This window comes from Shewanella sp. SP2S2-4, assembly GCF_031932025.1.
GTDB classification, from domain to species: Bacteria; Pseudomonadota; Gammaproteobacteria; order Enterobacterales; family Shewanellaceae; genus Shewanella; species Shewanella baltica.
Genome location: NZ_JAUOER010000038.1, coordinates 1 through 25135, shown reverse-complemented (window position 1 = coordinate 25135; position 25135 = coordinate 1). Strand labels below are relative to the sequence as shown.

Below are 25135 nucleotides of genomic sequence, written 5' to 3'. Positions count from 1 at the left end.
CACCTGCCCATGGTGAACTGCTGTTTGAGCGTAAGTTTCACTGGGTCGCAGCTAAAGCGGGCAATGCCCACAAGCGCGAAACGATTCCGATGGCACTGTACCCAGAAAATTGTCCTATACGTGCACAGGTATTTGCGAATCATCAGCTCACGATGCGGCCGATAAATGTATTGTTATCGACACCATCGCCACAGGCCTTATGTATGGCGGTAGAAAACGATCTCGCAATTGCGCCCATTGCCGAGTTTCGCATTGATAACAATATGCAGATCTTAGATCCTGTCGAGCACCACCTGCCTGTGCTACCAGTGTTTAACGAAGCCCTGTATCTCAATTCCAACACGCAAACTAACGCTACCCAGCAGTTAATCACACTAATCAAAGCCAACGTTGAAAATCTAGCAGAAGCCAACGACAACTAGCCCTTGCGTAAGAGACGATGAAGTGCCGCTATCGGGCACTTCGGCTTACTTAAACGACTGTTGCGGAAGGCGTTGCATTTTATAGACAAAGCAATCTCATCCAGCAAGAGTGACAAAATACATTAGATGTGAGATTGGTATTAAAAATCAAAAAAACTCAACAGAACTTAAACAGTGTCGATAGTAAACTTGTCCACCACTGCCACTAACTTCTGATTGATTAATGATAACTTATGTGTCTCAGCACTACTCGCTGAGCCACTATCTTCTAGTGCTATGACCATGTCTCTTATCTCGGCCATGTTACGACTTATTTCCACAGATACCATACTTTGCTCTTCGGCCGCGGTGGCGATTTGCGTATTAAGATCGCTTACTGTTTCCACAGATTTAATCACCTCATCTAAATTCTGCGTTACACTATTGGTCCAGAGGCTGGTTTGTTCACAGGTACCTTTGGTTTGTTTCATGGTCGCCACTGTTTCATCAATACCTTGAAGCAATTTATCTAATGTTTGCTCGATTTCTGCCGTACTCGACTGGGTTCGACCCGCTAACGCCCTAACCTCATCAGCCACGACGGCAAAGCCTCGCCCCTGCTCTCCCGCCCGCGCTGCTTCAATGGCCGCATTAAGGGCTAATAGATTAGTTTGAGAGGCAATATCACCGATAACCTGCAACACTTTGGTAATTGTCACCGCGTCATCGGAAATGTTGGCAATACTCACTTCGGTAGCTTCAACATCATCAATCAAGCGCTCAACGGTCTCACGAGTATTGGATACGATCTGCTTGATGTCGTTAACTTGGATACTGGCTAAAGTCGCCATATGGGAGCCTTGTGAGGTATTGTTTGCCACATCATTTGCCGTAGCGCTCATCTCCTCGACGGCCGCCACTATCTGCTCAGTCTCTTGCACATGTTTCGTCAGCACCCGACTATTACCGTCCATCAGTTCTTGTAGCGCCCTAATACTTTGCCCTATTCCCTGCGAATTGGCGCAAAGCTCCTTGACGATTGCCTCAAGATTAGCAATAAACAGATTAATGCCAGAGGCTATATCACCGAGATCATCATGGCTATTTACCGGCAACCTCATGGTGAGGTCGGCCTGCCCTTGAGATAGTCCCAAGACAACCTGCTTTAGCTGTAAAATGGGTCGATAAAGACGATTCAAAATAAACAATACGAGTAAGCTACTAATCAACAGCATTATCCCAGAGTTAATCAGGGCTGAATTCAGTGCCTCATCGACCTTAGCAAAAGCAACCTCCTTATCGACATTAAGCACAAGAAACCACTTCTTTTTTCCCTGCAGTAGCGGAATTGCATGGCTGAATATAAGCAAGTCTTTGCCTGCATTGTGATAGTCGCCAGCATAGGTATCATGAGCCACCAGCTGCTCCAATTGTCCCCAGCCTTGTTGACTCATCAACTTACCCGCCTGCAAATGGGGCATATTTGACGCCAGCACTTTACCCGTCTCATCAACAATGGCGGCCGTTGCACCCGAAAAGTCGATCCCTTTAACCGTGTCATTGAGGATCTCTAAGCCAATATCACCGGACAACACACCATCGCCCACATTTGTCACTATTGAGATCACCGGATTGCCTGTCACCATATCGACATAGATATCGGTCAACACCGCTTTGCTATTGTTTCTAGCCAGTTGATACCAGCCTCTAGGCCTTGGATCGTATAAAGTGGGATCGGCAACACCGTCATGCCAAATATCATCATCAACCACACTGGCATAGGAGCTACCATCTTCGAAACCCCAAAATACGGAATACAGACGGCTGTTTTCTTTGACCAACTTAGCCACCATGGCATATTCGCCATTCACTCGGCTTTGTCTGTATTGATCAGCAAGTGCATTGATACTGTTGGCTTTGCTCATGAACCAGCTTTGTATGCTTTTTGCCTCGAAACGAGCAATCGTCTCGAGGTTGCCACGCACTTGCTCGACCGTGTTTGACTTAAGTGTTAAGTAAGAAAACAGGTTGGAAAAAGCCAAGCATAAAGAGACTAAAATGATCACCGATAGAGTGATAGTTTTTTTAAAGCCTATTGTATTCATTACAAATTTACTCTCGTCACTGAGGTATTAACCCAAATGGGGTCACTTTACCTGTGGAATCAATTCCAAGCTGTGCCCTCTACGACTAATTAACCTTCGCAATTTAAAATAAAGTAATAAAAACAACAGCTCAGTAGTCACAGTAAAGAACCCGCCGAATGAAATTGGTTGGTTAGAGCTGAAAATAAAAATGCCAACCTTAAAGTTGGCATTCTTATTACAAAGATAATTTGTGTTTAATCGGCTTAGAAGTAGTAGCCGAAATTAATGTTAACCCGCTTGTCCCAGCTATTACCCATTTCAGGTAGGCCCACATGACCATTGTCACGAGTCGAGGCATACATGTTTTTACCCACAATGAAATCGATCATGGTATAAGTTGGGCCTGCCGAAATCGCACAACCGGTGACGTTTTGATAACTAGTATCAAAGCCATCATCTGCTACATCAGGCGTCACCACACCGAAATCATTATAGAACTTAAGGTTGCCCCAATCGGTTGTCACTGTCTTAGCAAGATTCACACTATAGGCTTGCGCTTTCGATGCTATTTCGTATTGCCAGTTATAGGCTGCGACAGCAATTTTATTACTATCAACGGCATCGGCGGCATCATACTCATACTGCATAGCCTGTAACTGCAGATTCCAGCTGTTATAGCTAGCATCAAAATGGATGGCAACAGCGTAGCGATCACCATTGTTGCCTGTCTTGTTGTTATAAATCTGGCCATACTCAACAGAACCACCAAGGTTTGCACTGCCGCCTTCATAGGTCATCTCATACATTTGACGTAAGTTAAGCTGATTAGTCTCTTCGTTATTGTATTCAGTGCCGTTAACTACGCCACTATACAAGTCGGTTGAATAACGTTCGCTTCGACTCGCACCATATTCCGCGTTCTTAAAGAAAGCGATCTCGGTGCCCCAAGCACCATTTTTATAAACCCCTTTAACCCCTAGGTCATAGTCATCCTCGAAACCTAAGTAATAAGGCACACCAAACCAAAAGCTATTAGAGATAAAACCAGGATTACCGAAGGGCTTTTGCGTCACACCAAACTGCAGTTGCCACTCAGGATTCAAATCATAGAAGCCATAACCATAACGTAATGCCTGCCAACCATCGAAGAAACGGTATTCACTGGCTAAACCCCAGTTACCCAATTTACCATTAAATTTAATCGCGGCCATATCGAAAGTAAAATCGCCGCTTTTATCTTTTGAAGCTTGATCATAATCTTTATAAGCATAATTAACCCTAACGGTTCCCGACACATTAATGCCATCTTCTTTTTCTTGTGCTTGCACGACAGCGCTAGAGAAGAGTAAAAATGTCATAACAGACAACACAGATAATTTAAATGATTTCATATCATCACCAACTTATATTTCAATAAATAACGGCTAAATAACGCCTTAAATAATATTTAATAAACTCAAAAATTAAATAACCGATTACCACTTAATCTTGGTTAAATCGCATTGAATAACTTCATCTTTATTTGCTGGAGTTCCAGGATTTTTAGCCGATTCACATAATAAGGTCGTACCATAGTCATTACGTTTATCGTGGGCGTTGCTTCTAGCCCAAACAGAGACAATGGCACGTTCTTCTGGTTTAGCTTCACAGCTACCGTCAATGTCGAAGGCATGAATGGTGTTTTGATGGAAGTACATCAGCGGGTCTTGCAGATAACTACCGGCTAACCACATGGTATGCCCATTATGCTGCGCGGCATCAAATTGCACTCGACGCATCTTGTCATCTTCTTTAACAGTACGAACCAGTGGTGAGTCTTCGCGTACCGCGAAACTCTTGAACTCATTGGCACATGCTGGCACGCGCATGTTGTAGTAGATCTCTGAAATCGCGTGGTTATGATAGGGATAAAGCGTATCGACTGATTGCACAGTCATACCCACTTCGGCGCCGACCTTATCACCATTGATCTCATCGATACGGAGCAGTCCCCAATGGCCAAAGATCTCAGCGTAGGCATAACCACCACGAATGTTATTGAAGTTCTTATCGTTACGCTTACTCTCTTCGGCGTACATAGGGAACCAGCCCGCCGCAGCCCAAAGATTGGGCAGCGCGTTAGCACTGATGTCGTAAGGGAAAGCTGTTGGCATTTTTACTTCATCGCCCGTCACCATCTTGGCAAAGTTTGTAGTGAAGCTCTTACCGAGTTTCTGAACCTCTTTGTTAGTGACCTTAGTCTTGAAGAACTCTTCAAAAGTAGTGCGTTTAAAATGCTGCGCGACTGGTGAGTTTTTAGTTAACTCTCCACCAGGGTTATAGATCCAGTTAACCTCTTCACGGGCACCAAAGCACTGCTTTGCTTTATCCGGATTGTTGATCACCTGATAAATATTTTTCACCATCAACTTCATATCACGGCGATCCATAACGCACATCTTCTGACCACCTTGGGTCGAGTCGACCATGGCCTCATCTGAATTCAGACAATGACTGTTTTCGCCGTTAGTTAAGGCTACTGCATAGGCTTTTAGATAAGTTAGCGTCTCATCCCACAGCATATTCACATATTTTTGATCATCTGCAGAATATGTTGGAGAATCTCCAAGACATTTGAACTCGACATTATTTATATCATTAGCATCTAAAAAATCAGGTAACTCACTCGCTAAAGCACTATTAGCAATAAGGAGCGACATTGCAATAAAGGTCTTTTTCATTCATCTCACCACTGTAATTATTTTAGGTAGAATCTAATACGAGATGAATAATAAACTTGGAATCAGTTCCAAAAATATAAACAGCACAAAATTGCAACGACTATATATACAAAAACAGCCTTCATGTCACAAAAAATATAATTAAAAAATCAAGAGTAAATATATAAAAAACCTCTTAGCGAAGCGGGAATGCTAAGAGGTGTAGTAAGCAAGATTAATTAACGATATAACATCATTGCATGGATAATTACTTCATTAATTAATAGTAAACCCCATTCCTGAGGTGGAGGAGAAAATCGAAGATAGGCCCATTTCTCAATGGGCCTAGAGGTGGAGATTACTCTTGATGCTTATCAAACTTAAATGTATGGCAGTTGCTGCATAATGGCTTTTTAGCTTTATGCTCACCATGACACTCTTGGCAAGGTAAGTCTTTGCCATAGTGAAGGTTATTATGGGGATTCTGCCACTTATCCTCTTCACTACGAGCCGTTTTCTTGGCTAAATCGTCCACATCATGGCACTGTAAACAGGCTTGATCCGACGGGAACTGTTTGATGCCATTGTCGTGACATACCTTACAATCTTTGCCAATGACTTCTTTATGCCAAGGGCGTTGCTCAACGGCTTGAGCAGATAGACTCACCAAGCCGACTAAGACCAGCGCGAGTACAATATTTAGCATTTTCATTATTGATTCCTCTTATTTACTGGCCACTTAGGCTTGCATCATGCTACGGGCGGCAGTCATACCCATCACCATACATTCTGGAATTGAGCAGCTACCCAAACGGCTAACGCCGTGAATACCGCCGCAGACTTCGCCAGCAGCATACAAACCTGGGATAGACTGACCCGTAAGGCTGTCTTTTACTTCCGCCTTAGTATTGACCTGCACACCACCTTGGCAGTAATGCACTTTTGGCCATAGACGAACTACGGTAAATGGCGCTTCAATATATTTATCCTTGGCTTTTGTCATATTCTTGCTAAATTGCTTATCAACACCCGTTTTGACATAGCTGTTGTATTCTTCAATCTGCGCTTTTAATGGCTCGAGTGGTACGCCAAAGTGTTTCGCTAATTCCTCAAGAGTGTCGAACTTCCAACCCACGTTATATTTGAGTACTTTGGCAGTATTAGGATGCTGCTTAGAGTCTTTAAAGCTCGTAATTAAAATGGGCGGTAGCGGTTCACCTTTAGCATCACGACATGCCAACTCAGCATCCGCACGTGTTTTCCGGTCCGCAATCTCATCCATAAAGCGTTTACCTGTCATACAGTTAATGGAAATTGAATGAGGAAAGTTAAAAATTGAATAATTAGATACATAGCCAAAGCCGCCTTCATCAGGCGAAGCCCATGGTCCAGATTGGATATGGGCAAGATGGACAGGTACAGCCCCTAAACGGAACATTTCCAACATGCCCTCACCGGTAGCGCCAGGCGCATTGGTACAACCTACTTCAGAGGTCAGTGTCGGATCTTGTGCCATACGAAAATCGATATTTTGAGCAAACCCTCCAGTCGCCATAATCACGCCACGTTTTGTGCGAATATTTAGCACTTTTCCAGGCTGATCCTCACCAAAATGATAGTTTTCACGCATTTTCACGCCGACAACATTACCCTTATCACCCAATAAAAAGCCTTCGAACTTAGCGCGGTTATGGGTCTTTACACCCAATCGGCGGCACTCTTTTAAGAGTGGTTGCGTAATACCGGCACCACAACTCACGCTCGTTTGGTAAGTTCGAGCAACAGAATGACCACCTAATTGCTGCAAATATGGATGAAATTCAGCTCCAGCATCCAACGTCATTTGCAGCGCCTCTACAGCATGTGAAGCCACATGCCGTAATAAGCTCTCGTCAGCAATACCGCGGCCAGAGGCAATTTGATCCGCAACCATTTTTTCAACTGAATCTTCCACTCCTTCTTTTTTCTGCATTGGTGTGCCTGGGGCTGCGAATAAACCCCCATTGATTGCAGAATTACCACCGAAGTAAGACATTTTCTCGAAAATGTGTACATCTTTTGCGCCCTTGCGCGTCGCTTCAATTGCAGCCGCTAATCCAGCAAAACCTGAACCCACGATTAGAATTTCAATCTCTTTATCCCACTTAATACCGTCAGCTTTCTCAGAAACTGCCATCACAGGCGATACCATTGCTACCCCAGTAGCGGCACCTAAACCTTTGATGAAATTACGGCGTCCTAGCAGATTTGCATTACTCATCTGTCATCACCTTTGTTGTTTTAATAGACATAAACATCATAACGATGGAATGCATTCCAAAACGTGAGTGCATCAAGAGTTGCCTCCGCTACAAATAAACAACATGGCAGAAACATTAACCAACTTCAGTTTTGTCTAAAAAAATGACTTAAACTGCATTATGGAAACCATTCCAAATGGTGAATTCAAAACAGAGTGAAAACTAAATAGACATAAATCCGCTGTATGATTGGAATACGAAAATGGCAACACATTAGTGTTGCCATTTATTTAAAGTAGAGAGATTCGTTAAATCTAACTTTAACGAAATAGTATTAGATTACAGCTTAACTAATACACGCCCCGTGACTTGACCTTGGATAATTTTATTCGCGAAATCAGGCACCTCTGCCAATGAAATCTGCTGGCAAGCTTGCTGATAGAAATGTGCAGGCAGTGCTTTAATCACAGCTTCCCACGCCGCTTTTCGTTTCTCAAATGGACAAGAAACAGAATCGATTCCCAGCAAACTCACTCCCCGTAAAATAAATGGCATTACGGTTGTGGGTAATGCAAAACCGCCCGCTAAACCGCAAATAGCGGCGGCGCCACCGTATTGCATTTGCGCTAATGCTTTGGCGAGGATCTTGTTGCCAACGGTATCGACCACACCCGCCCAGCGCTGCGCCTCAAGTGGCTTAGCATCCTGTTCAAGCTCACTGCGATCAATCACTTCAGCGGCGCCAAGCTCCTTCAATAAAGGTGCATTTTGCTCGACCCGACCACTGCAGGCAACCACGCGATAGCCAGCATTGGCGAGCAAAGTCACCGCCACGGCCCCCACACCACCACTGGCACCTGTGACCAGAATATCCCCACTTTGCGGTGTTACCCCAGCCTGCTGCAGCGCTTGCACGCACAACATAGCCGTAAGTCCAGCCGTGCCAATCATCATGGCTTTAGCGGCATCACAGTCTTGCGGCATGGGCACCAGCCAGTCGGCTTTAACGCGCGCTTTTTGCGCCATACCACCCCAGTGATTTTCACCCACGCCCCAGCCGGTCAAAATCACCTGATCGCCAACTTGGTATCTTGCATCTGTTGATTCGCGCACGACCCCCGCAAAATCGATGCCCGGCACCATAGGAAACTGGCGAATGATTTTGCCAGCACCCGTCACAGCTAAACCATCTTTATAATTCAGCGAGGAATAGTCGACCTCAACTAAGACTTCCCCTTCTGGTAAATCGGCTTCTGTAATCTGTGAAACTTGAACAAACGTGCGTTTATCTTCTTGTGTCAGTAGTAAGGCATCAAACATAACTTGCTCTCCGAAGGCCATGAAAATCGTATTAAACGATATTCAAAAAGTTACCATAAAAGGCATAGACGCTATTAACAAGCAGACTTATGGCTAATAGTAAACGCTGAGATCTAAACAGATTAAAGAGAATGACCCAGAGTGATCGAGCGCAAAAGATGGCAAAAAATGATGCCTTTATGGCTTCAAACTCGCCTGCTGCAAAGCGCCACTTTGACCCCAGTAGCGGGCAAACTCAACCAAGGTCATTCCGGCATTATTCGTTAGGTTCGCATCACATTCTTTCGCGTATAGCCGCTTTACGATATTGAATTCGGCCTTAATCACAGCGCCCATGATTGCCGTATTACCACGCTTATCTTGCAAACAAGCATTAGCACCATGCTCAAGTAATACATCTGTTGCAGCCTCTTGGCCGTTATAAGCCGCCACCATTAGCGCGGTATAGGATTGACTATTTCTCTGGTCAATAGGGAAGCCCGCATCAAGAAAATGCTCAAGCACTGTGATATCGCCAGTACGCGCGGCAGCAAAAAAGTAGTCCACCAGCAATTGCACTTGTGCAGTATCGGGCTCGTCCGCTTGGCTAACAGTTGCGGATGCCTGAGCCGAACCTGCGCCCATCACCACCGACATACTCAGTGCCGCAATCATCAATAATAAGATAGTAATATTGTGTTTCATCAATAACTCCCGCGCAGCAAAAATAGAGATTTAAACAATAAGAGGTGACGAAATGCCCGCAAGACGCCCTCTTAAACTGGGCAGAAAAGAGCTTGATTGCGCCTTGCGGGACTTACTGGGTTTGAGCGGTTTAACGCGAATATCTGCACCAAATCGCTCTAAAATGATGAGTTAAATTGAACGCTGTTTAACGTCGGCCAAATCACCTTTTACGGCCTTGGTTAAGCGCTCACCAAACTCTGGGTCTGCACGATAAAAGTGACTGAGCATTTGATGTTTCACCTTAGCATCGTTCACTTTGCCTAAGTCACCGGCCAAGTTAGTGATCAGATCTGCTCTATCTTGCTTGCTCAAGCTGCGGTAAAAAACGCCCGCTTGGCTAAAGTTATCCTGCTTGCTAATAGCCGTTTGTTGCACTGTGCCACTGAGCGCAGTCGTTACCGCACGATAACGATTATCTTCGGCCAAGGCTAAATGTACGCTCGGTTGATAATTCACATCGGACTGGGTATGCCCCATATTGCCCGCGCCTTCTTGGTTGTGGTTTGCCACCGCCACTAAGGGTTTATTAATCGGCAATTGCGACAAATTCGCGCCGAGTCGATACAGTTGAGTATCGGCGTAGGAGAACATACGACCTTGCAATAATCTGTCTTCCGAAGGCTCAATCCCAGGGATCAAATTCGATGGCGCAAATGCCGCTTGCTCAGTTTCTTGGAAGAAGTTTGCTGGCATGCGATTAAGCGTCATAGTGCCCACTTTTTGTTCTGGCACATCTAGCCACACCTTAGTGGCGTCTAACGGGTTGTAATCAAACTTATTAAGCTCAGTCGGGTCGAGTAATTGAACGTACAGATCCCACTTAGGATAGTTACCCTTGTTGATCTCACTATAAAGATCATCAGTTAAATGGTTAAAGTTTTGCCCTTGGACTTTAACCACTTCATCGGGACGTAAGCCTTTAACACCTTGCAGACTCTTCCAGTTAAATTTCACGTATTTAACTTGGTTATCTCGATTCACAAATTTGTACGCATGCACACCGAAACCGTCCATTTCACGATAACTGGCAGGTACACCTAAGTTACTGTAAACCTGAGTCAACATATGGGTTGAACCCGCTTCGTGACTGAAAAAATCGAAGAAACGATTCGGATCTTGCATATTGGTCACTGGCGATGGTTTGAGTGAATGCACCATGTCAGGAAACTTGATCGCATCGCGAATGAAGAATACGGGTAAGTTATTACCCACTAAGTCCCAGTTACCTTGGTCCGAATAAAATTTGGTCGCAAACCCTCGGGGATCACGCAGCGTTTCTGGCGAACCTTTCGAGTGGATCACGGTAGAAAAGCGCACAAATACGGGCGTCACTTTACCTTTTTGTGCAAAGGGTGCCGCTTGGGTTAGGTTACTAAAATCGCCACTCGATACAAACTCACCATGTACACCAGTGCCTCTGGCGTGGACGACACGCTCAGGAATACGTTCACGGGCAAAGCGTTGTAGCTTCTGGATAAGCTGTACATCTTGCAATAACACGCTGCCATTACTGCCCGCTGTGGTCGAGTTTTGGTTATCACCCACAGGTGCACCATTGTCACGTGTCAGGGTATTTGTTGGTAAAGTTTGAGCCTGTACATTCAATGTCAGACCCATAGAAATAATTAAAAGGCTTTTAGTAAGATGCATAACAGTTCCTCTTCTATGCATAACACCAAGCTCTTTTCTGCCTGCCCGCAGTATAGTTCTGAATTTATAATTAGAAGTAGCGATCTTTATCGATTATATGAATCAATAAAACCTATTAGACATAAATTGGCAACAACAAAAAGTCCCATTGTCAGATACTGAAGCTAGAGATTGTGGACTAAAACCTCTCGGTTTTAGTCTATTGCGAAGTGGATAAACGTGGGGTGATTAAGAGATATTTAGCAATTGATTGAGCTTCACAACAAGAGCCGTAAGCTAGCATTAATCCTTAATCCTTAATCCCCATCTGTTTTAATCGCCGGTACAAGGCATTACGGCTGATCCCTAAACGCTTAGCGCATTGGCTCACATTGCCATTACAGGCTTGGTATGCCTGCAGCACATTGCTATAAATCGCCTCGTAGAGAGAATCCGATTGCACCGCAGTGACAGTTGGCTGCGCCGCAATCTTGCCACTTGTAACTTTGTCACTCACAACTTTACCAGCCAGCGGATATGATACCGAATGCTGACCGGTTTTAACCTCTTCACCTAACGGCTGCTCTTCATTTAACAGCTGTGTGTTTAACAGCTGTGCATTTAACGGATCCACTTTTAACGGCTCGCACGCTAATTTTTGTGCAAGATAATCGGGTAAATGCTGCCAAGTTAGGGTGTCATCCCCTTCAGCCATCAAGCAAGCGACTTGCATAAGATTATCGAGCTCACGCAAATTGCCGGGCCAGTCGTGTCGCATCAGCAACCCTAACAACTCAGGGCAGATCGCCTGCAGCGCAATGCGATGTTTACGATGCAATTTATGGATAATGCGCTCGATATCCTGCCGCTCCCGCAGCGCAGGCAAACGCACTTGCAAGCCATTTAATCGATAGAATAAATCCTGTCGAAACAGCCCTTGAGTCACCTGTTTTTCTAAATCCATATGGGTCGCGGCAATGATTTGGATATCGACTTTAAAGCTTTGATTACTGCCAACGGGCACCACTTCGCGCTCCTGCAATACCCTGAGTAAACGACTCTGTGCCGCCAGCGGCATTTCACCTATTTCATCTAAAAACAAAAAACCGCCGTGGGCTTGGCGAATTTTGCCGATAAATCCAGTGCGGTTCGCCCCAGTAAACGCGCCCGCCTGATAACCAAAGAGTTCAGATTCGACTAACTCTGCAGGCAATGCCGCACAGTTCACCGCCACTAAAGGCTCGCTGCGCCGCGCACTCTGGGCGTGGAGCTTTTTAACAAACTGCTCTTTACCAACGCCGGTTTCTCCGAGCACTAACAGCGGAATTTGCTTGGTGATCACCTTATTGGCATGTTGCCATGCGCGCTCAAGTTGAGGATCGCGAAACCGCACGCCCAGTTGATTAAGCGATTTATTGCTAGTCGCTACCCGACTCTTGATGCTAGGAATATTTAAGGGCTGAGTCTGTAGATGCAAGTCTAAATGCTGATTAAAACCACCCGCACGGCTCCAATTATCGCCTAAGTACTGCTCAACGCTATCACCCACCTTGGCTTGATTAAGCAATTGTTTCGCCATGGGATTACAACCCACAATGCGGCCATCGCTGTCGGCAATCACTATGCCCTGCCAACCCGAATTCAGTAAATTTGGCTGCGCCGCTAAATCGATTCGATAATGGCTATCGGGCAGATGACACAAAAGCGCGGTCTCGACCTGCTGCGCCAAACTCGACACTAACATCAGCGTCTGCTGGGTGTGCCTTTGCTGCTCGCTGGTGATATCTATCACCCCGAGCATCTCACCTTGGGGGGAAAATATTGGGCAAGCAGTGCAACTCATAAAACGATTCTGACGAATAAAATGCTGCTCACCCACCACTGATACCGCTTGTTTGGCGGTGAGCGCCGTCCCTATCGCATTGGTGCCCTTGTGCTGCTCAAGCCAATTCACCCCGATATCCAGAGCCACATCCGCCAATTTTGTGGAGTAACGGCTCACGCCCCAGTGCCTGAGCACATAACCCTCAGCATCACTGAGCAAGAGTCGGCTATTAGAATGCGCCATCAACTGATTGAACAAAGGCAAGGCATGGGATTGCACTAATGCTATGAGCATCTGATATTGCTCATGTTTCTGCTTTAGTTCGCTAGCATCGAGCCTAAGTTCTTGGGGTAACTGAAACTCGGACAAGCCAGCGCCAATGCTTCGCTGCCACGAATCGGCCAACCACGCCTGTGTCGATGGTAAATGCGGTTTAACTGTCATAGCCGTGCTCCCCCGAGCTGTGTTCCGTTTCGGCACAGTTGCAGTGTGCCGTTCGATGACAAAGTGACCACAGGACACACCTCTCTCCCTGAGTGCCCACACTGTTTCAAATCTGCAAAATTAGCTTTCCATCATACTGTTAGCACAACAAGTGTACAACTCTTGCCAGTTTGGCACCCTCCTTGCGATGCACCTTAGGTATGTAAGTCTCAAGTGTTACGTTAGAGAACACTAAGCTAATCAACAAGAAGGAATGATTCTATGATTTATGCTCAACCCGGAACCGCAGGCGCAATCGTTAACTTCAAAGAAAAATACGCCAACTTCATCGGCGGTAAATGGGTCGCCCCAGTCAATGGCAAATACTTCGACAATCGCTCACCCGTGAATGGCCAAAACTTTTGCCAAATCCCGCGATCCGATGCACAAGATATTGAATTAGCGTTAGATGCCGCCCACGCAGCCAAAGAAGCATGGGGTAAAACTTCAGTCACCGAACGCTCAAACCTGTTACTGCGCATTGCCGATCGGGTCGAACAAAATCTCGAATATTTAGCCGTCGCCGAAACCTGGGAAAACGGTAAAGCGGTGCGTGAAACCTTAAACGCCGACTTGCCCTTATTTGTCGATCACTTCCGCTACTTTGCTGGTTGTATCCGCGCACAGGAAGGCAGCGCCGCCGATATCGACGGCAACACAGTCAGCTATCACTTCCCAGAACCACTGGGCGTGGTCGGCCAGATCATTCCTTGGAACTTCCCACTCTTGATGGCGGCATGGAAAATCGCTCCTGCGCTGGCGGCGGGTAACTGTGTGGTACTCAAGCCTGCGGAGCAAACGCCGGTATCGATTCTGGTATTACTCGAGCTGATTGAAGACCTATTACCCGCGGGCATTCTTAACGTAGTCAACGGCTTTGGCGCCGAAGCAGGACAAGCACTGGCCACCAGCAAACGCATCGCTAAGCTTGCGTTTACGGGCTCCACCGAAATTGGCTATCACATTTTAAAATGCGCCGCCGAATCCTTAATTCCATCGACCGTTGAGCTTGGCGGCAAATCGCCTAACGTGTTTTTTGCCGATGTGATGGACCATGAAGACGAATATTTAAATAAGGCCGTCGAAGGCATGTTACTGGCCTTCTTTAACCAAGGTGAAGTCTGTACCTGCCCATCTCGGGTGCTAGTCCAAGAATCGATTTTCGATCGCTTTATCGAGAAAGTGCTCGCCCGCGCCCAAACCATTAAGCAAGGCGATCCCTTAGATACCGACACTCAAGTTGGCGCTCAAGCCTCTAAAGAACAGTTCGATAAAATCTTAAGCTACTTAGCCATAGGTAAGGCTGAAGGTGCAGAAGTGCTACTGGGCGGCACACTTTGCCAACTCGATGGCGGCCAAAGCGAAGGCTACTACATCAGCCCAACCATTATGAAAGGCCACAATAAGATGCGTATCTTCCAAGAGGAAATCTTCGGCCCTGTGATTTCGGTCACCACCTTCAAAGATGAAGCCGAAGCCTTAGCGATCGCCAATGATACTGAGTACGGCTTAGGTGCTGGAGTGTGGACGCGGGATATGAACACGGCACAACGTATGGGACGTGGCATTCAAGCGGGCCGCGTGTGGATTAACTGTTACCACGCCTATCCTGCCCATGCCGCCTTTGGTGGATACAAAAAATCCGGCATCGGCCGCGAAACCCATAAGATGATGCTCAACCATTATCAAAATACCAAGAATCTCTTGGTAAGTTACGATGTGAATCCACTGGGTTTCTTCTAAGAAGCTTTGTGAAGGGCTATATCTAAGAGGTTTTATCTAAGAGGTTTTCAAAGGACGTCTCTAACCTGCTACAGCAGTAGTTATTAGCAGTTCTGCTAAACGTGATAACGATGGTGTGATAACGATAGTGTAATAACCATCATTGCAGCGCAGAAGTGATAGACAAGAAAGGGCGATTCGCCCTTTCTTTGTTTCTGCCTCACATATTAATAAATCACATGCTTATAAAATACTTACAGAAACATACCACCTGAGGCTTCGATACGCTGGGCATTGATCCAAGCGGCCGCAGGCGATAACAAGGCACTAATCGCGCCGCCGATATCGTCAGGCAAGCCCACACGCCCTAACGCAGTTTGCTGCGCTAAAAACTGATTCATCTGTTCATTATCCCGTACAGCACCGCCGCCAAAATCTGTTTCAATCGCCCCAGGGGCAAGCACATTGACCCGAATACCCCTCGGGCCTAACTCCTTCGCCCAGTACTTAGTCATAGTTTCGACCGCGCCCTTCATAGTGGCATACGCGCCAAATCCGGGAATCGCAAAGCGCGTCAAGCCGGTGGAAATATTGACAATGCTTCCCCCATCCATCAGCAGTGGCAATAAGGTTTGAGTCAAAAAGAACGGTCCTTTGACGTGGATGTTCATCAAGGTATCGAACTGTTCGATACTGGTTTCCGCCATAGGCACATGAATCCCGATACCAGCATTGTTAATCAAATAGTTAAACGACTCCCGCTGCCAAGTCTGAGCTAATATAGTGCTCACTTGGGTCGCAAACTCGACAAATGAGCCGCTATCGCTCATATCCAGCGGCAGTGCTACCGCTTTGCGTCCCAGCCATTCAATCTCGGCGACCACTTCAGCGGCCGCTGCAGCATTCGTTTGATAGGTCAGGATAATATCTATCCCCTGCGCCGCTAATTTCAGGGCAGTGTTTTTACCTAAGCCGCGGCTAGCGCCAGTGATAAGTGCAATTGGAGTCGTGTTCATGGTCAGTCCTTATAATCGTCGCTGGAAGTGGAACCTAAGCCTTGATGCCTAATTAACTGCACACAGCTTATTACTTGCAATTAACGAGATAAACACACTATAAATGCTAAGACTGTTAGCCAATAAAGGACAATCGCCGTGCAAGATAGACTGCAAGCCATGCAAATTTTTATGCGGGTCGCTGAATTACAAAGCTTTACCCAAGCAAGCGTCAGCTTAGGTCTATCGAAAACCCATGTGTCGAATGTGGTGGCGCAGTTCGAAACATTTCTAGGCGCGCGCTTGTTGCAACGCACCACGCGGACGGTACGCTTAACCCAAGATGGCCAGAGTTGTTATGAGCGCTGTAAAAGTTTACTGGCGGAATTTCAAGAATTAGAAGGCCTGTTCCAACTGCAAGCCGAGCAAGTGTCGGGACGGCTCAGAGTCGATATGTCGACTGGCATTGCCCGCAACTTAGTGCTCCCTAAACTGGCTGAGTTTATTGAGCAATATCCGCATATCGAGCTTGAACTAAGCAGCACAGATCGTAAGGTAGATGTCATTGCCGAAGGATTCGATTGTGTCATTAGGGTCGGCAGTGTGCAGCAAGAAGGATTAATAGCGAAAAAGCTGGGGCATTTTAAGATGCTGAACTGTGTCAGCCCAGCTTATATTACCCAATACGGTAAACCCGAAAGCCTTGAAGATTTGACCCAACAAAACCACAAACTCGTCCACTACGTAAGCCAATTAGGTGGCACTGACTCAGGCTTTGAATATCAAGATCCCCACACTCATCAAGGGAACCTTACTATCCAACTGCCTAAACTGATTACGGTCAATAATGCCGATGCCTATGGCTCAGCCTGCTTGGCGGGGCTGGGGATCATTCAAGTTCCCAGCATAGGGGTGGCTAAGTATTTACACACTGGAGAGTTGGTCGAGATCCTGCCAAATTACCCTGCGCCACCTATGCCTGTAAGCTTGCTGTATCCCCACAGGCGGCATTTATCTAAACGCCTGCAAGTCTTTATGGCATGGTTAAATCAGCAGATGACGCCATTTTTAGTCCCACATTAGAGACTTTTCGATGGCCGCTAAACGCTGAGCCAATTCGGCCATAGCGGCGGCCGTTTGCGGATCGCTTTGGGGATCAACAACTTCAATCAGCTTAAGTTTTGGCCGCGCCGTTAACCAAGAGCTGCCCGCAGTAATGACTAAATCCAGCACAAACTGACCGTAATAGTGCAGTCGCAAGCGGTTATCGGCTATGGGCCAGTGTGAGTGCAGTAAAAATGAATCATACATTTGCGCCAAAGATGTCGTCGCAATGAGCTTAAACGCTTCATCAAGCAGACTAAACTCGGTTGATTCTTCGAAGGGACAATCGAAAGAAGTGATGACCAAATACCCCGAGGTTTTATTGGGTAAAACGCAGCGGTATTGGCCTTCAATCACTAGGCCAGCAATAAAGGTGTGAGTAGGTTGGCCATTGAAATACAAAGGCATTTTCAGTGGATTAAGCTCAAGTCCATTAGTACGTGCTGTTAGCAGTGAAAATGCCGTTATCGGTTGCATCCCTTACCCCACTTATCTCGCCTGTCCGCGAACACACATGTCGCGTGACTCTTGCGGATTCAAATCACTAGGACTGGCGGCTTTTCCAATAACAGCCCAATAAGATCAAGTAACCGACAAAATATGCCACGAGATCGAGTGGATCAAAATGGCTACCTATCACTATCCGCGCCAAGCGATTTCCGCCCAAGCCTAGCTTGTCGACTAAACCCCAATACTGACCAAACTCGATAGCAAAGGCAAACAGCAATACCGCAAACGCCAGCCAAGGAGTTTGAAATAAGCGCTTAATGCCATCGCCGGTGTTTTTTGCTGCGGTATTTTCTACCGGATGGGTGACAGGAACGACAACGCGCGCCATGCAAAACAGCAAGATCACCACCAATACATCGCCCACAAAACCACGGATAAAACCCGCAGGCGCATATAAAGCGATTAAGACTTCAGTCAAAAATAATAAAACGGCATAAATAAAAAAGGATTTACGACTCGGATTGCGGCTGATGAAAGCGCGAATAACGGCGGTAGACATAGATAAGTTAGTCCCTAACTTCACTCGGTTGAGGTGGCAGAATTTACCGTAATATCAAGAGGTTAACAAGTGAGCTTTCGTTAACATTTAAGGCTCGTCACCCAGGCAAGCGTATCACTCAACCCCATCAACTCACTGAATGTTCGCGCCTCAAAATTTAAGCGAGGTTTAAGTTTGGGTTAAGTAGCCTACACCTAAACCAACTTAGGAGCGTCACACCATGTCATCAAACACACTGCAAACCATCAAAGTCTGGGACCTGTTGATCCGCATATTCCATTGGTCACTCGTCGGTTTTTTTGCCTTAGCCTACCTCACTGAAGGCGAAGACGAGTGGATGACCATCCACAGTTACGCAGGTTACAGCATCTTAATTTTACTGGTGTTTCGTCTACTGTGGGGCGTGATTGGTACCCACAATGCGCGCTTTAGCAACTTTATCACTCGCCCTAAAGAAGTGCTGGTGTACCTCAAAGGGCTCATCACAGGCAAAGCCAAAGACTACATAGGCCATAACCCCGCTGGAGCAATGATGATAGTAGCCTTGATTGCCAGCATCGCCATCACGGGATTCTCAGGCATAGCTCTATACGCCACCGACGGACACGGCCCATTAGCCACGAGCTTTTTCGCCACTTGGCCCGAAGGCGCCATAAAAGAAGTCCATGAATTCTTTGCCAACTTCACCGTGTTCCTTGTGGTCATCCATGTTGGCGGCGTCATCGTCAGCAGCCTGCTACACAAAGAAAACTTAGTCAGAGCCATGGTCACGGGCAAGAAACAACGCCCAGTGGAACAAAAAGATTAATCCATTAGCCATTTTGCTTAGCAACAAGACATCCAGCCCAAAAGGAATGCCCTATGAACAGATTAACCAGACACACGAATAAAAGTCGCCTTGCTATCGTCGCGATTTCCACCTTGCTGCTGAGCAGCCTTAGCGTTAGCGCCGCTAACAGTAAAGTGCAAAGCCTGCCACTTAGCGCCGAGCGCATCGGCACGCAGCTGCAAAGCTATCAAGCCCAAGGCGCTGGACCCTTTACCGCCGCCGCAGGACAAAAGCTTTGGCTACAGGACATGGACGGTCGCAGCTGCGCCAGTTGCCATACCGCCAAAGTCACCGACATGGGGATGCACCAAAATACCCGTAAACCCATTGACCCTATGGCGCCGTCGATTACCGCAGATCGGTTAACAGACTCAGCCAAAATCGAGAAATGGTTTACCCGTAACTGTAACTGGACCTTTAAACGCGACTGCACGCCGCAGGAAAAAGGCGATGCCTTACTCTGGTTAAGCCTGCAATAACCGCCAAATTTCGACCTTATAACTCATTCAATTAGATCAATTAATTTCAATACCTTCCACAGAAGGTAACGGCACAAAAAGGAAGATGTCATGACTAAACAAGCACACCCTATTAGCTGGATCTTAGGTTCATCACTCACAGCCGCGGCATTAGCCATTGGCGTTATCGGTATCAGTCTAACCTTAACCGGCACAGGCTATGCAGACGATGGCCGCGAGCTCAGCCGCGCCATTCCACAAAATGCGGAATATACGGCAGAATGTGGCAGCTGCCACATGGCTTATCCCGCGAACTTACTCCCCGCCGACAAATGGCGCGCCATTACCACCAATCTTGAGAATCACTTTGGTGACAACGCCAGCCTAGATCCTCAAGTCACTGCTAGAATTGAGGAATATCTGGTTCAACATGCGGCGCAAAATGGTAAGGTGATGAAAAACAGCACGCCACTGCTTGCAGGCGCTGGGCCGCAGAAGATCACAGAACAGGCATTTTTTATTCGCAAACACGATGAGATCCCAAGACGTATGGTGCAAGATAACCCCAAAGTCGGCTCATTCAGTCAATGCAGCAATTGTCACAACCTCGCAGAAAAGGGCATATTCGATGAAGATACCGTTAATATTCCTGGCGTTGGCCGTTGGGATGATTAGCAGCCCCAGCTGCAATGCCCACGACGATGATCTTTCAAACAAGGTGGTCGAGTGGGTTAAGGAGGGCAAGGTTTTGCCCTTCGACACCATAATGCAACGCTATGAATCACGGCTAAAGGGACGGTTGCTCGATCTCGAAGTCGAGCAAAAACATGGAAGGATCATCTACGAACTCGAAATCCTTCGTGACGATGGCATAGTGTATGAAATCAAGATTGACGCCAAAACCGGCGAGTGGCTAAAGGAAAAGGTCGACTGATGCGTTTGCTATTGATTGAAGATGATACCGATCTGGTCGCGCGCCTCATTCCCGCCCTTAACAAGGCGGGTTATACCGTCGAGCACGCCGATAACGGTATTGATGGCGCCTTTTTAGTCGAAGAAGAAAACTTCGAAGCCGTGATCCTCGATCTCGGTTTACCCGGCAAACCCGGTTTACAAGTCCTCGGCCAATGGCGACAAAAAGGCTTAGCCATGCCAGTGCTGATCCTCACCGCCCGCGATGCGTGGCACGAGCGGGTCGATGGCCTCAAGGCGGGTGCCGATGATTACCTTGGCAAGCCTTTTCACATCGAAGAACTACTCGCAAGGCTCGAAGTGTTGATCCGCCGCCACTTTGGCCGCGCCGACAATGTGTTGCAACATGCGGGCGTTTCCCTCGATGTCGACAAACAAGCCGTCACCAATGTCGACGGTGAAGTGATAGAGCTGACTAAGATTGAATATCGCCTACTGCATTATTTAATGGTCAATCCCAGCAAAATCGTCTCTAAGTCAGAGCTCAGTGAACGCATTTACGAAGAAGATCAAATCAAAGACAGCAATGTCATCGAAGTGTACGTCAACCGCCTGCGTCAGCGCTTAGGCAAGGATTATATCGAAACCCGTCGCGGCCAAGGTTATCGACTCAAGGAGTAAAAGGCGTGTATTCACTCAAGGGTTATCTGACGCGCAATCTGCTGATCACGCTCACCTTTGCCATGGTGCTGTTACTGTATTTTCTGTACCAAGGTATCCAAATATTGACCCAAGATTTTGTTGCCTCGCGATTGCAGCACGATGCCGACAGCCTGATCTCCGCCCTGAATAACCATCCCGATGGCAACTGGGCGCTCACCACCGACCGCTTGCCCAATGTGTACCACAGGGTTAATTCTGGGCATTATTTTGCAATTCAAATCGGCGAACAAACCCTGCGCTCACGCTCCCTATTCGACCATAACGTGGACATGCCAAAACTGACCGCCGGTGAGCACCACCAAGCCACTGAGTTTGTCGGCAAAGAACATTGGCTGATGTTCAGTCAGGCCGTAATCAAAGATGATCAATTAGTTACCCTGTGGGTGACAGAAGACATCAGCGAGCTCGAACAGACCCAAGTGCAATTTTTAGCCTTTGCCAGCGCTGCGGTGTTGCTCACGATTGTTATTCTATTAATGGCGCAGTATCAGCTACTGAAACGCGGCTTTAAACCCTTAGAGCAGATGCCAGAAGCCATACGGCAGATGCGCACCCAAGGGCAAGAAATCAATCCAGACCAAATGCCGAGTGAAATCATCCCGCTGATTGAGGAGATAGATCGTTTAGTCAATCAATTGGGCCAACGAGTACAACGCTCCCGCAATGCCTTGGGTAACTTAGCCCACGAAATGAAACGTCCGCTACAAGGGCTGCAGTCCTACCTAGAAAGCCTTCCACCGGAACAGAGGAGTGAGGGCAGCAAGGTGCTCGCAAACCTGCACCACATCATTGAGAGAGAGCTTAAGCGCACTAAGATTGTCGGCCTTTCCACTCCGGGGCGTTATACCGTACTCGATGACGATCTCGCGCCGCTGATTCAAGTGATGCAGCGCATCTACCCAGACCGCATTATTCATAGTCATTACGCGAGTGGCTTAGTGATGCCATTTGACCGCGATGACTTACTCGAACTCTTAGGCAATTTACTGGATAACGCCTGCAAACATAGCCGCAAGAACATTGAGATCCGTATAGTGCATCAAACGGCTCCCACCGCAGGTTATGGGATCATAGTCAGCGATGATGGCGAAGGCGTCTCCGATGCCGCATTGTCGATTATCATCGAGCGCGGCATTCGACTAGATGAAAGCATCCAAGGCCATGGCTTAGGATTATCAATCTGTAAAGATATCGTCGACAGTTATCAGGGCGAACTTAGCTTTAGCCACGCGAAACAAGGGGGTCTCGAAGCCAGCGTATTTCTGCCGATACCGAGTTAAGCGGTATACTCAGCCAAACCATACTCAATCAAACCTGCCACCACATCATTCAGACCAGCGAACGGACTTAAGTATTCGTGCCACTATGTCGCACCATTAAGCCCTTTGCATAACACACGTCAGAGATTTATATGAAAGTTATCGACCTAAAATCGGCCCCGCAGCACATTCCACAGCTGGCACAATGGCATCATCAAGAATGGGCACATTTAAGTTCTGCGGACGCTACAGTCACCACACTCATTGAGCAAATGAGCGAGTACCTCACCGACGCCGCCATTCCTAAGATGTTTATCTGTGAAGACGCTAACCAAGTCATGGGCTCCTCCTCATTAACCGCAGCAGATATGGATACCCGAACCGACTTAAGCCCTTGGCTGGCCAATGTGTATGTTAATCCACACTATCGAAATAAAGGCTTAGGGAAATTATTAGTCAGTGCCGTCGTTGATTATGCCAAAGCACTCGGATTACAAAAAATCTATTTGTTTACCGCAGACAAAGCAGACTTTTATCAAACGCTTGGTTGGTCAAAGATTTCACGGGAAGATTATATGGGCGAGATGGTCACGATAATGGAATATGAATTTAAGAAGTGAATGCTTAAGGAGAGTGAGCAAGCCCCACGACGGGCGTCGTGAAGCTGTACATGCTGGCTAAATATCTAGATGTGATATCCAATACTTAGCGACAAGCCAAAGGCTTTAGTCAATTTCTATATCCACGCCGAAACGATTGGATAGTTGGCGTTGCTCGTGCAGAATTTCAATTCGGCGGCGAGTGTCTTGGGTCAACTTGTCTTTGAGGCGCAAACCACTAGTAATGGCGGCTTTTTTTGCTTTCTTGCTCTTAGTTGTCGTTGCATCCGTTGGACTCTCGACGGCTTGAGATTCGATAGACATAGCTAACTCCTTTAATTAGAACCTTAAATAGGCTCTTCCAGTAAATCCCTGCTCAAAACGAACAAACAGGTCATCTTTATAATGAGTCAATTCGCCATTCACTATTTAAGTAATAGATAATTTGGCGACTCATAAACTTACGGCCCATATCATTTACCTAAGCCAACAAAATTAAATCACATGCTAACAGGATAAAAATAATCGAGACGTAAGGTCGAAATGAAAAACTGAGTATTGAATGACTTCATCGGCGTAACAGACCCTAACGAGCCCTAAATTTCCAGCGACAAAGCGGCATAACATAAACAGGTGGTAATGCAGAAAGGTTGGTAAGCTCGAGCGGCAAAGCGCTGCTGCGCAACAATTAGGCTACGCAACAGTACTACATCTAGCCCAGATTTACGACTTATATGGCATAGCGCCAAGGTAATCTTTCTTGCCAATTTCAACACCGTTGTGGCGCAAAATCGCGTAGGCTGTTGTTACATGGAAGTAAATGTTCGGAATCGCATGCTCAATAGCAAACTCATAACCCGTCAGATATTTTCCTTCCCAACGCGGTTGTGAGACATGGATCGTAGCCGCATTAGCAAAATCATCCGCTTTGAATGTTGCTAAGTAAGCTAATACTGAGCTAATACGCGCTTGCAGATCAGCTAACGTCGTTTCGCTATCATCGTGCTTTGGCACTGTATCTAAGTTATCGGTCAAACGTGCCACGCCAATTTTGGCAGTATCGCAGGCAATCTGAACTTGGCGAATAAGGTTAAATTGATCCGGCGCTAAACGTGAGTTTAATAGCACCGCCATATCGACTTTCTTGAGGTTTGCGAAGCATTCGCCCTTTTCAAGAATAACGCTTAAATTTTTCAGCATCTTGCTAAATTGTACAACCGTTAAATCATAAAGCATGGCATTGACCTCAGTGATGGACGCTACAAAACTGCAGCACTTAAGACTATCTTGGGGCAAATAACTCAATTTCAATCATTCTTGGAATTTAAGTATTTGCTTAACAATAAACACACCTAAATAATACCATTCCGCATTAAAGTTCAGTCACCTTTGCCCATTCCCGAGAGCACATTTTTACCACGCGTTTTGTACAGCTGATAAAGCTGTTCCATGCCTGGCTGCAGGCATCCACTATGTCCTCATATCCTTTAAAACAGCGATTGGCGAGATAATGTTGGCGCAGCCAACTCCATACCTGTTCGATGGGGTTTAGTTCTGGGGAATATGGCGGCAGTTTGAGTATCGACAGGTTGGGGATATCAGCAGCAATGTCATTGGTATGCCAACCCGCACCGTCCATTACCACGACAGCATGGCGGCCAGGTTTGGTGCGTTTTGCAATCAGCTCCAAGTGCTGGTGCATGATGTCCTTATTAACGAATGGCGTGATGATGGCTTCAGTTTCTCCTGTTGCAGGACAGACTGCGCCGAAGAGATGCACATATTCAAACTGCTGCTGTCTTAGCGCTCTTGGTCTACTGCCTTTGGGGGCCCAAAGTCGTGTCGTTGTATTTTGCTGGCCGAATCAGGCTTCGTCCTGAAACCAAATATCAATCTGGTGTGGTTGTATATGAATGGGAGCGTGAAGGATCGTTTCCAGAGGAAACTTTTTTAAAAGCGTCCTGTAAGCTCTGAGTTTGTTTTGGATGCCTGGAGCGGCTGGTTATCCAACAGAATCCCATGCTCTTTAGTAGCTTGTAGATGTGATTGGGATGATACTCGACATTAAACTCACTCGAGATGTATTGCTGGATGTCGGCCCCAGTGAGTCTGCCG

Annotated in this window: 23 protein-coding genes and 2 pseudogenes; 10 read left to right on the top strand and 15 right to left on the bottom strand. The window is 46.7% G+C overall.

The window, feature by feature from the left end:
- Positions 1-422 (top strand): annotated as a pseudogene (locus Q4Q54_RS20980) (LysR family transcriptional regulator); the annotation flags it as partial.
- 167 nt (positions 423-589) lie between these two features.
- On the opposite strand, the gene Q4Q54_RS20975 reads toward Q4Q54_RS20980, so the two are convergent.
- The 9 genes from Q4Q54_RS20975 to Q4Q54_RS20935 all read right to left on the bottom strand — a co-directional run bounded on the left by Q4Q54_RS20975 (position 590) and on the right by Q4Q54_RS20935 (position 13371).
- The gene (locus tag Q4Q54_RS20975) at positions 590-2506 is read right to left on the bottom strand and encodes a methyl-accepting chemotaxis protein (RefSeq protein ID WP_311989490.1); all 1917 of its coding nucleotides are present in this window, start codon (positions 2504-2506) and stop codon (positions 590-592) included.
- A gap of 245 nt (positions 2507-2751) precedes the next feature.
- Positions 2752-3846 (bottom strand): hypothetical protein, encoded by a 1095-nt coding sequence (locus tag Q4Q54_RS20970; protein ID WP_409438294.1) that lies wholly within the window; start codon positions 3844-3846, stop codon positions 2752-2754.
- Positions 3847-3963: 117 nt separating this feature from the next.
- Complete coding sequence (locus tag Q4Q54_RS20965; RefSeq protein WP_311989488.1) at positions 3964-5208, bottom strand: hypothetical protein; 1245 nt, start codon at positions 5206-5208, stop codon at positions 3964-3966.
- A gap of 337 nt (positions 5209-5545) precedes the next feature.
- Entirely contained in the window at positions 5546-5899 is a 354-nt protein-coding gene (locus tag Q4Q54_RS20960) for a cytochrome c3 family protein (RefSeq protein WP_006086511.1), read from the bottom strand.
- A 27-nt stretch (positions 5900-5926) separates the two neighbouring features.
- The gene (locus tag Q4Q54_RS20955; protein WP_311989487.1) at positions 5927-7447 is read right to left on the bottom strand and encodes a flavocytochrome c; all 1521 of its coding nucleotides are present in this window, start codon (positions 7445-7447) and stop codon (positions 5927-5929) included.
- 319 nt (positions 7448-7766) lie between these two features.
- A complete protein-coding gene (locus Q4Q54_RS20950) occupies positions 7767-8747 on the bottom strand; it encodes an MDR family oxidoreductase (RefSeq protein ID WP_311989486.1) in 981 nt (326 codons plus the stop codon).
- 177 nt (positions 8748-8924) lie between these two features.
- Complete coding sequence (locus Q4Q54_RS20945; protein ID WP_311901011.1) at positions 8925-9431, bottom strand: ankyrin repeat domain-containing protein; 507 nt, start codon at positions 9429-9431, stop codon at positions 8925-8927.
- Positions 9432-9602: 171 nt separating this feature from the next.
- Positions 9603-11123 carry a catalase gene (locus Q4Q54_RS20940; RefSeq protein WP_311989485.1) on the bottom strand — a complete coding sequence of 507 codons (1521 nt, stop codon included), beginning with the start codon at positions 11121-11123 and terminating at the stop codon, positions 9603-9605.
- Between the two features lie 289 nt (positions 11124-11412).
- Positions 11413-13371 carry a sigma-54-dependent Fis family transcriptional regulator gene (locus tag Q4Q54_RS20935; protein ID WP_311989484.1) on the bottom strand — a complete coding sequence of 653 codons (1959 nt, stop codon included), beginning with the start codon at positions 13369-13371 and terminating at the stop codon, positions 11413-11415.
- Between the two features lie 261 nt (positions 13372-13632).
- Here Q4Q54_RS20935 and Q4Q54_RS20930 point away from each other — a divergent pair, with 261 nt between their 5' ends.
- Positions 13633-15153, top strand: coding sequence for an aldehyde dehydrogenase family protein (locus tag Q4Q54_RS20930; RefSeq protein ID WP_006079725.1), 1521 nt, complete (start codon positions 13633-13635; stop codon positions 15151-15153).
- Positions 15154-15386: 233 nt separating this feature from the next.
- Here Q4Q54_RS20930 and Q4Q54_RS20925 read toward each other — a convergent pair whose 3' ends face one another.
- Positions 15387-16148, bottom strand: coding sequence for an SDR family oxidoreductase (locus Q4Q54_RS20925; RefSeq protein ID WP_311989483.1), 762 nt, complete (start codon positions 16146-16148; stop codon positions 15387-15389).
- A 138-nt stretch (positions 16149-16286) separates the two neighbouring features.
- Between Q4Q54_RS20925 and Q4Q54_RS20920 the strand changes: the two genes are divergently transcribed.
- On the top strand, positions 16287-17210 hold the full coding sequence (locus Q4Q54_RS20920) for a LysR family transcriptional regulator (protein WP_311989482.1): 924 nt from the start codon (positions 16287-16289) through the stop codon (positions 17208-17210).
- Here the strand turns inward: Q4Q54_RS20920 and Q4Q54_RS20915 are convergent.
- Both Q4Q54_RS20915 and Q4Q54_RS20910 read right to left on the bottom strand, forming a co-directional pair.
- The gene (locus tag Q4Q54_RS20915) at positions 17196-17708 is read right to left on the bottom strand and encodes a hypothetical protein (protein WP_311989481.1); all 513 of its coding nucleotides are present in this window, start codon (positions 17706-17708) and stop codon (positions 17196-17198) included. The two genes, Q4Q54_RS20920 and Q4Q54_RS20915, sit on opposite strands and share 15 nt — an antisense overlap.
- A 67-nt stretch (positions 17709-17775) precedes the next feature.
- The gene (locus Q4Q54_RS20910) at positions 17776-18240 is read right to left on the bottom strand and encodes a DUF2809 domain-containing protein (RefSeq protein ID WP_006086501.1); all 465 of its coding nucleotides are present in this window, start codon (positions 18238-18240) and stop codon (positions 17776-17778) included.
- Between the two features lie 220 nt (positions 18241-18460).
- Between Q4Q54_RS20910 and Q4Q54_RS20905 the strand changes: the two genes are divergently transcribed.
- From Q4Q54_RS20905 to Q4Q54_RS20875, 7 genes are all read left to right on the top strand, one after another.
- Positions 18461-19048, top strand: a complete 588-nt coding sequence (locus Q4Q54_RS20905; RefSeq protein WP_311989480.1) for a cytochrome b/b6 domain-containing protein — start codon at positions 18461-18463, stop codon at positions 19046-19048.
- Between the two features lie 53 nt (positions 19049-19101).
- A complete protein-coding gene (locus Q4Q54_RS20900) occupies positions 19102-19548 on the top strand; it encodes a DUF1924 domain-containing protein (RefSeq protein ID WP_259582799.1) in 447 nt (148 codons plus the stop codon).
- Positions 19549-19638: 90 nt separating this feature from the next.
- A complete protein-coding gene (locus Q4Q54_RS20895) occupies positions 19639-20202 on the top strand; it encodes a diacylglycerol kinase (RefSeq protein WP_311989479.1) in 564 nt (187 codons plus the stop codon).
- Entirely contained in the window at positions 20195-20461 is a 267-nt protein-coding gene (locus Q4Q54_RS20890; protein WP_012196525.1) for a PepSY domain-containing protein, read from the top strand. The genes Q4Q54_RS20895 and Q4Q54_RS20890 overlap by 8 nt, the downstream gene beginning before the upstream one ends.
- Complete coding sequence (locus tag Q4Q54_RS20885; RefSeq protein WP_311989478.1) at positions 20461-21120, top strand: response regulator transcription factor; 660 nt, start codon at positions 20461-20463, stop codon at positions 21118-21120. Before Q4Q54_RS20890 ends, Q4Q54_RS20885 begins: the two co-directional genes overlap by 1 nt.
- Positions 21121-21125: 5 nt before the next feature.
- On the top strand, positions 21126-22442 hold the full coding sequence (locus tag Q4Q54_RS20880; protein ID WP_311989477.1) for a sensor histidine kinase: 1317 nt from the start codon (positions 21126-21128) through the stop codon (positions 22440-22442).
- A 131-nt stretch (positions 22443-22573) separates the two neighbouring features.
- Positions 22574-23041 carry a GNAT family N-acetyltransferase gene (locus Q4Q54_RS20875; RefSeq protein ID WP_311989476.1) on the top strand — a complete coding sequence of 156 codons (468 nt, stop codon included), beginning with the start codon at positions 22574-22576 and terminating at the stop codon, positions 23039-23041.
- A gap of 105 nt (positions 23042-23146) precedes the next feature.
- On the opposite strand, the gene Q4Q54_RS20870 is transcribed toward Q4Q54_RS20875, so the two are convergent.
- The 3 genes and pseudogenes from Q4Q54_RS20870 to Q4Q54_RS20860 form a co-directional block, all read right to left on the bottom strand.
- On the bottom strand, positions 23147-23344 hold the full coding sequence (locus tag Q4Q54_RS20870; RefSeq protein ID WP_006079715.1) for a hypothetical protein: 198 nt from the start codon (positions 23342-23344) through the stop codon (positions 23147-23149).
- Positions 23345-23743: 399 nt separating this feature from the next.
- Positions 23744-24256: a DUF1993 domain-containing protein gene (locus Q4Q54_RS20865; RefSeq protein ID WP_311989491.1), complete on the bottom strand. Its 513-nt coding sequence runs from the start codon at positions 24254-24256 to the stop codon at positions 23744-23746.
- Between the two features lie 136 nt (positions 24257-24392).
- Positions 24393-25135: pseudogene (locus Q4Q54_RS20860) on the bottom strand (IS630 family transposase); the annotation flags it as partial.

Coding starts and splice junctions, on each gene's coding strand:
- Q4Q54_RS20910 (WP_006086501.1), bottom strand. CDS start 18,240: ATGTCTACCGCCGTTATTCGCGCTTTCATCAGCCGCAATCCGAGTCGT.
- Q4Q54_RS20945 (WP_311901011.1), bottom strand. CDS start 9,431: ATGAAACACAATATTACTATCTTATTATTGATGATTGCGGCACTGAGT.
- Q4Q54_RS20935 (WP_311989484.1), bottom strand. CDS start 13,371: ATGACAGTTAAACCGCATTTACCATCGACACAGGCGTGGTTGGCCGAT.
- Q4Q54_RS20890 (WP_012196525.1), top strand. CDS start 20,195: ATGATTAGCAGCCCCAGCTGCAATGCCCACGACGATGATCTTTCAAAC.
- Q4Q54_RS20970 (WP_409438294.1), bottom strand. CDS start 3,846: ATGACATTTTTACTCTTCTCTAGCGCTGTCGTGCAAGCACAAGAAAAA.
- Q4Q54_RS20950 (WP_311989486.1), bottom strand. CDS start 8,747: ATGTTTGATGCCTTACTACTGACACAAGAAGATAAACGCACGTTTGTT.
- Q4Q54_RS20915 (WP_311989481.1), bottom strand. CDS start 17,708: ATGCAACCGATAACGGCATTTTCACTGCTAACAGCACGTACTAATGGA.
- Q4Q54_RS20895 (WP_311989479.1), top strand. CDS start 19,639: ATGACTAAACAAGCACACCCTATTAGCTGGATCTTAGGTTCATCACTC.
- Q4Q54_RS20925 (WP_311989483.1), bottom strand. CDS start 16,148: ATGAACACGACTCCAATTGCACTTATCACTGGCGCTAGCCGCGGCTTA.
- Q4Q54_RS20875 (WP_311989476.1), top strand. CDS start 22,574: ATGAAAGTTATCGACCTAAAATCGGCCCCGCAGCACATTCCACAGCTG.
- Q4Q54_RS20940 (WP_311989485.1), bottom strand. CDS start 11,123: ATGCATCTTACTAAAAGCCTTTTAATTATTTCTATGGGTCTGACATTG.
- Q4Q54_RS20900 (WP_259582799.1), top strand. CDS start 19,102: ATGAACAGATTAACCAGACACACGAATAAAAGTCGCCTTGCTATCGTC.
- Q4Q54_RS20885 (WP_311989478.1), top strand. CDS start 20,461: ATGCGTTTGCTATTGATTGAAGATGATACCGATCTGGTCGCGCGCCTC.
- Q4Q54_RS20960 (WP_006086511.1), bottom strand. CDS start 5,899: ATGAAAATGCTAAATATTGTACTCGCGCTGGTCTTAGTCGGCTTGGTG.
- Q4Q54_RS20905 (WP_311989480.1), top strand. CDS start 18,461: ATGTCATCAAACACACTGCAAACCATCAAAGTCTGGGACCTGTTGATC.
- Q4Q54_RS20975 (WP_311989490.1), bottom strand. CDS start 2,506: ATGAATACAATAGGCTTTAAAAAAACTATCACTCTATCGGTGATCATT.
- Q4Q54_RS20965 (WP_311989488.1), bottom strand. CDS start 5,208: ATGAAAAAGACCTTTATTGCAATGTCGCTCCTTATTGCTAATAGTGCT.
- Q4Q54_RS20930 (WP_006079725.1), top strand. CDS start 13,633: ATGATTTATGCTCAACCCGGAACCGCAGGCGCAATCGTTAACTTCAAA.
- Q4Q54_RS20955 (WP_311989487.1), bottom strand. CDS start 7,447: ATGAGTAATGCAAATCTGCTAGGACGCCGTAATTTCATCAAAGGTTTA.
- Q4Q54_RS20865 (WP_311989491.1), bottom strand. CDS start 24,256: ATGCTTTATGATTTAACGGTTGTACAATTTAGCAAGATGCTGAAAAAT.
- Q4Q54_RS20870 (WP_006079715.1), bottom strand. CDS start 23,344: ATGTCTATCGAATCTCAAGCCGTCGAGAGTCCAACGGATGCAACGACA.